Here is a 1,486-nt window from a genome sequence, read left to right as displayed (position 1 = left end):
ACATCGACTACGCCATCAGCGCTCTCGTCTGAGCTCTCGCGGCCATCGTTGTTTCCGGGTCCCCTTCGGGGGGCCCTTTTTTCTGGCTGGATTCACCTGGTGTGGCGTTTGCGGGTTCTCATCTGCTGTAACGATCGAACATCATCTCGAAATCCTGTGCGGACTTCCTCATAGGATCAGAACGGCGCACCGTACGCGTGCAGTCCTCCCCCTTCTGGCCCGCCATCCATGACCCTCGTCAATGCGCCCTATCTGGGCATCGAACGCTTCGCGAATGACCGCAACAAGGAAAACTGGTCAAATGCGTCCGATCAGGATAAGAGCACAATCATCCGCACCGTCTATCAGCAGGTGCTCGGACGCCAGTACATCATGGAGAGCGAGCGTCTCGAGGGTGCTGAATCCCTCTTCCGCAACGGCTATCTGAGCGTGCGCGAATTCGTGCGTGCCGTGGCGAAGAGTGGCCTCTACCGTGCCAAGTTCTTCGAGAACTGCAACCCGTATCACTTCATCGAGCTCAACTTCAAGCATCTGCTGGGCCGTGCCCCCCAGAACAAGGCGGAGATGCTGCATCACTTCACGATCCTGCAGGAGCAGGGTGTTGATGCCGAGATCGATTCCTACATCGACAGCGCCGAATACCAGGAGCGCTTCGGTGAGGAAGTGGTCCCCTACCTGACCGGCTGGGACTACTCCGCCGGCCAGCAGGGTCGTCAGTTCTCCTGGCTGATGCAGCTGGCCCGGGGCGCCGCAGCTTCGGTCAAAGGAGACACCGCCGGCACCAACTTCCGACTCGGCAAGGCCCTGCACCAGAACCGCGCCGTTCCCGTGGTGAGCCCCAACGCCAAGGGCTCGGCCTTCCAGCCCAGCCAGGTGGCCAATGAATCGATCACCAAGATGGCCAAGGGCATCGGCCAGAAGGCCAAGGTGTACCGCATCGAGGTGACCGGACTCAACGAGTACCGCCTGCACAAGCGCAGCAACACCGTTCGCTTCGTGCCCTTCAACAAACTGCTGGAAGCCCAGCAGATGATCCATCGGCAAGGCGGACGGGTCGCCAGCGTGACCCCTGTGAACTGACCGTCAGGTCCACCCCTCAGGTGCACGGCCTTGTGCCTCCCAGCCCCTTTCGGCGTGATGCCGAAAGGGGCTTTTTCATGGCCTGGCTGCACGGAGATCGCCGCAGGATCGCAGGTCCTGAGTGTTCATGAAGGCACAGATCAGGACCGGGATGGCGTGCCCAACAGGTCCAGGACTGACCCCGGCCAGAGAAGACCAGCGGCTACCGATGACCCTTTGTAAACTTCACGGATCCTGGCGCGATTCTTTCAGACAATAAGTCCGTGCCCAGCACAGGTGAACGTCCTTGGCGTTCCCACCCCCCTTACCCACCCCATCACGACGTTCGACGTCGAGAACAGGAGCTAACTCAATGTTCGACGCCTTCACCAAGGTCGTTGCTCAGGCTGATGCCCGCGGCGAATTC

At 60.4% G+C, this 1,486-nt stretch carries 1 protein-coding gene; it reads left to right on the top strand.

The annotated features are described in order from the left end of the window. Positions 1–228: 228 nt before the first annotated feature. Positions 229–1,080, top strand: coding sequence for a phycobilisome rod-core linker polypeptide (locus KUG38_RS15255; protein ID WP_094585038.1), 852 nt, complete (start codon positions 229–231; stop codon positions 1,078–1,080). Positions 1,081–1,486: the final 406 nt, after the last annotated feature.

The organism is Synechococcus sp. CCAP 1479/9, from assembly GCF_019038535.1.
Lineage (GTDB): Bacteria > Cyanobacteriota > Cyanobacteriia > PCC-6307 > Cyanobiaceae > Cyanobium.
This window is presented reverse-complemented; position numbering and strand designations above follow the sequence as displayed.

Excerpts from the sequence above, each read along its gene's own strand:
- KUG38_RS15255 (WP_094585038.1), top strand. The coding sequence starts at position 229 with ATGACCCTCGTCAATGCGCCCTATCTGGGCATCGAACGCTTCGCGAAT.